This window comes from Streptomyces sp. CLV115, from assembly GCF_038448545.1.
GTDB lineage: Bacteria > Actinomycetota > Actinomycetes > Streptomycetales > Streptomycetaceae > Streptomyces > Streptomyces sanglieri.
In genome coordinates, this window is the sequence record NZ_JBCEWQ010000296.1 from 1 (window position 1) to 4,149 (window position 4,149).

General features: G+C 71.9%; 4 protein-coding genes. 2 read left to right on the forward strand and 2 right to left on the reverse strand.

Going from position 1 to position 4,149, the window contains the following annotated elements:
* Nucleotides 1-85: 85 nt before the first annotated feature.
* Entirely contained in the window at nt 86-1,969 is a 1,884-nt protein-coding gene (locus AADR41_RS41415; protein WP_446751208.1) for a S9 family peptidase, read from the reverse strand.
* A 70-nt stretch (nt 1,970-2,039) separates the two neighbouring features.
* Here AADR41_RS41415 and AADR41_RS41420 point away from each other — a divergent pair, with 70 nt between their 5' ends.
* Both AADR41_RS41420 and AADR41_RS41425 read left to right on the forward strand, forming a co-directional pair.
* Nucleotides 2,040-2,876 carry a methyltransferase domain-containing protein gene (locus AADR41_RS41420; RefSeq protein WP_342287581.1) on the forward strand — a complete coding sequence of 279 codons (837 nt, stop codon included), beginning with the start codon at nt 2,040-2,042 and terminating at the stop codon, nt 2,874-2,876.
* Nucleotides 2,877-2,917: 41 nt separating this feature from the next.
* A complete protein-coding gene (locus AADR41_RS41425) occupies nt 2,918-3,307 on the forward strand; it encodes a nuclear transport factor 2 family protein (RefSeq protein ID WP_342287583.1) in 390 nt (129 codons plus the stop codon).
* Nucleotides 3,308-3,475: 168 nt separating this feature from the next.
* Here the strand turns inward: AADR41_RS41425 and AADR41_RS41430 are convergent, their stop codons facing one another.
* Nucleotides 3,476-4,036: a winged helix-turn-helix transcriptional regulator gene (locus tag AADR41_RS41430; RefSeq protein WP_342287585.1), complete on the reverse strand. Its 561-nt coding sequence runs from the start codon at nt 4,034-4,036 to the stop codon at nt 3,476-3,478.
* Nucleotides 4,037-4,149: the final 113 nt, after the last annotated feature.

Genomic DNA, 4,149 nt, shown 5'->3' on the forward strand with positions numbered 1-4,149 from the left:
GCGCCCCGCTCCCTTGCCCCCGCTCCCGTGCGGGGGCCGCCCCCGCTCCCGCACGGGACGGAGCCGGGGCCCGTCGGTCCGCCCGTTACGCGGCGGACGGGTCCGTCCCCGTGGTCAGGTGGCGGCGGGCGAAGTCCAGTTCCAGCCGGACCTGCTTGATCCGCTCCTCCACGACGAGCGAACCGTGTCCCGCGTCGTACCGGTACACCTCGTGCACCGCGGCGCGGTCCTTCAGCCGGTCGACGTAGTTCTCGACCTGGCGGATCGGGCAGCGCGGGTCGTTGACGCCCGCCGAGATGTAGACCGGCGCCCGGACCGCGTCTACGTACGTCAGCGGGGACGACGCCTCGAAGCGCTCGGGGACCTCCTCCGGCGTGCCGCCCAGCAGCGTGCGGTCCATCGCCTTCAGGTTCTCCATCTCGTCGTGGTACGCCGTGACGTAGTCGGCGACCGGGACCGCCGCCAGGCCGAGAGCCCAGTCGTCCGGCTGCGTACCGAGACCGAGCAGGGTCAGATAGCCGCCCCAGGAGCCGCCCGCCAGAACCAGCTTCTCCGGGTCCGCGAGACCGGACTTCACCGCCCACTCCCGTACCGCGGCGATGTCCTCCAGCTCGATCAGGCCGACCCGGTGCTTGAGCGCGTCCGTCCAGGCGCGGCCGTACCCGGTGGAACCGCGGTAGTTGACCCGTACGACCGCGTAGCCGTGGTCCACCCAGGCGGCGGGGCCGGAGGCGAACGCGTCGCTGTCGTGCCAGGTCGGACCGCCGTGGATCTCGAAGACGGTGGGGAACGGCCCCTCCGCCGGAGCGGCCGGCCGCTGGACGAGAGCGTGGACGCGGCCCCCGGGCCCGTCCACCCACACGTCCTCCACCGGAACGGACGCCGGCGCCTTCGAGCCGGGCGGATCGAGCACCACCGCACCCGATGTCGAGCGGACGACGGGCGGCTGCGCGGCCGAGGACCACAGGTACTCCACCGTGCCGTCCGGCCGGGCCGTGGCACCCGACACCGAACCCGCGGGGGTCTCCACCCGGACGGGCGCGCCGCCCGCCTCCGGCTCGTACCGCCACAGCTCGCTGCGGGCCTCGAACTCGTGCATGACCAGCAGCGCGGAGGCGTCCGGATACCACTCGGCGACCACATCGCCGGGCAGATCGATCGCGAGCTCCGTCTCCGCGCCGGACACCGGATCCCAGATCATCGGCTCCCAGCGGCCCCGCCGCTGGTGCCCGACCAGGAGCCGCGGATCCCCGGCCACGGGCGCGAAGCCCAGCACGGACAGGCCCAGCTCCTTCGTGCCCCCCTCGGTGTCGTCCAGCTCACCGACCGTCGTCCCGTCCGGCCGCACCACGCGCAGCGCGGAGTGCATCGCGTCGCCGTGCTCGGTGTGCTCCAGGGCGATCAGCGTCCCGTCATGGCTGAGGTCACCGACGCCCGCCGACTCGCGGTGGCGGTAGATCTCCACGGGAGCCGTACCGGGCCGCACGACATGGACCGTCGTGCCGTCGTCGTCGGTCGAGCGGCCGACCACCGCCGTGCCGTCCCGCCCGATCGCGAGCCCGGCCGGATACGAGGCGCCGAGCCCAGGTGTGGCCGGCTCGTCACCCGACTTCCCGTCCTGGCCGCCGTGGAACGGCTGGCGCATCCACACCCCGAATTCGTCGCCGTCGGTGTCGTTGAACCACCAGACCGACTCACCGTCGGGCGTCAGCAACCCGTCCGTCGTGCCGTTCGGCCGGTCGGTCACCTGGCGCTGCTCGCCGGTGGCGCGGTCCCACGCGTACAGCTCGTACGTGCCCGTGGCGTTGGAGACGAACAGCGAACGGTGGGGGGCGTCCTCCGCCCAGGAGGGCAACGACACCCGTGGCGCCCGGAAGCGCTGCTCCCACTCCGGTGTGGAAGCGGCCGCCGTCGCGGCAGCGGGGTCCTGGGCGGAAGGGGCCGTCGTCGAGCCAGTGGTCTCAGTCATGTCCCCCATTCTGCGTCGGAACGCCGACAATCCGTTCGCTTCGTCCTCAGCCTGTGGATAACCTCCGGGCATGCATGTACCGACCCCTGCCGACTGGCGCGAGGCAAACCGTGCGCACTGGGACGAGCGCGTCCCGATACACGCCACGAGCGACTTCTACGACCTCGAATCGTTCCGCGCCGGGAAGGACGCCCTGCGCGATTTCGAACTCGCCGAGGTCGGGGACGTCACGGGCAAGTCGCTGTTGCACCTCCAGTGCCACATCGGCGTCGACACCCTCTCCTGGGCCCGGCACGGCGCCGCACAGGTCGTCGGGCTGGACTTCTCCGAACCGGCCGTCGAGACCGCGCGCGCCCTGGCCCGCGAGCTCGGGTTCGGCCAGGACCGGGCGGCGTTCGTCGCGGCCGACGTCCACGACGCCGCGGAAGCCGTCCCCGACTCGTCGTACGACATCGTCTACACCGGCATCGGCGCGCTGAACTGGCTGCCCGACACCCGCCGCTGGGCCGAGACCGCCGCATCGCTCGTGGCGCCCGGCGGATTCCTCTACCTCGCGGAATTCCATCCGATGACGGACTGCCTCGACGACGCCACCGGGACGAAGGTCGAGCACGACTACTTCAGCCGCGACGCATGGGTGGACGAGACGCCGGGCACGTACGCGGACTTCGACGCGCCCACCGTCCACAACCGCAGCGTCGAATGGCAGCACCCGATCGGTGACGTGGTGTCGGCACTGGCCGCCGCCGGGCTGCGGATCGAGTTCCTGCACGAGCACGACGCCTCGCTCTTCGCCCGCTTCCCGACGCTGCAACGGCAGAGCGACGGCTTCTACCGCTTCCCGGCGGACCGGCCGCGCATCCCGCTGATGTACTCCATCAAGGCGTCGAGGGCAGCCGATTCCTGAACAGCAGCCGATTGTCAGTGGTGGGGTCCAGACTCGGAACCATGACAACGACTGCCGATCTGCGCGCCGTGGTGGAGACGTACTGGAGCGCGGCCGACGCCCGCGACTGGGACGCCTTTGCCGCGACGCTCGCCGAGGAAGTGTTGTACGACCTGCCGCAGACCCGCGAACGCATTCGCGGGAAGGAGCGGTACGTGCGGTTCAACCGGGAGTACCCCGGGGAGTGGCGGGTCCTCGTCGAGCGCGTGGTGGCCGATGGTAAGGGGCGGCAGGCAGCCGTCCGTACGCGCTTCACGGTCGGCGCCGAGGAGCTGCCCGCCGTCCACTTCTTCGTGTTCGACGCGACGGGGCGGATCAGTGGGATCACCGACTTCTGGCCCGAGCCGTACGAACCCCCGGCGGGCCGGGAGCACCTCGTCGAGCGGTACTGATCCATCGGCCCGTCGGCCGGTCTCCGCCAGATGATCTCCGCCGGCCGATCCCTGCCGGCTGCTCTCTGCCGGTCTCTGCCGGCTGATCCTTGTCTGCCGCCCTCCGCCGGCTGATCGTGTCTTCCGGCGGCCCCGCCGGCCGTGTACCGCGCGGCATCGGCCTCGTACTCAGACGTCGGACGGGCCCGGCTCCCTGGGGCCCGCGCGGTCCCACCCCGGGGCGCGGACGTCGACCGCCAGTGTGTTCATCACGACTTCCTCGCCGCACGTGCGGCAGATCCACGCCGCATCGAGATCGTGCGCGTGCGCGGGCGGCTGCGTACCCCCGGGCGTACGGGCGTCCGTGGCCGGCTCGTGGAGCATGACCACCGGCCGGTCCTCCAGCACCCACCGGTCGCCCCAGTCCAGCAGGGCCCGGATCACCGGCGCGAGATCGCGCCCGGATTCGGTCAGGTGGTACTCGTACCGCGGCGGGCGCTCGTTGTAGGGCCGCCGCTCGACCACTCCCGCCTGCTCCAGCGAGCGCAGCCGCGCCGCGAGACGGTCCCGGGGCGCGCCGGTGTTACGGGCGATCGCGTCGAACCGGTGGTTGCCGAAGAAGATCTCGCGCACCGCGAGCAGCGCCCATTTCTCGCCCACCACATGCAGCGCGGCGGCGGCCGAGCAGGGCCGGCCGGGCAGCGCGACCGTCGGGGCGGTACGGGCTTGGGGTTCCTGTGCAGCTCTCATCACCACAAGGTTGCCATCTCAAACTCACTGGCGCTACCTTGCCGCCATGACAGTTGGAAAATCAAACTCACTCGTCTCCGGGGGTGACGCGGCGGCCGCTCACGGAGCCGCCC

Bases quoted from the DNA above. Each gene is read 5' to 3' on its own strand.
- AADR41_RS41430 (WP_342287585.1), bottom strand. From the start codon at position 4,036: ATGAGAGCTGCACAGGAACCCCAAGCCCGTACCGCCCCGACGGTCGCG.
- AADR41_RS41415 (WP_446751208.1), bottom strand. From the start codon at position 1,969: ATGACTGAGACCACTGGCTCGACGACGGCCCCTTCCGCCCAGGACCCC.
- AADR41_RS41420 (WP_342287581.1), top strand. From the start codon at position 2,040: ATGCATGTACCGACCCCTGCCGACTGGCGCGAGGCAAACCGTGCGCAC.
- AADR41_RS41425 (WP_342287583.1), top strand. From the start codon at position 2,918: ATGACAACGACTGCCGATCTGCGCGCCGTGGTGGAGACGTACTGGAGC.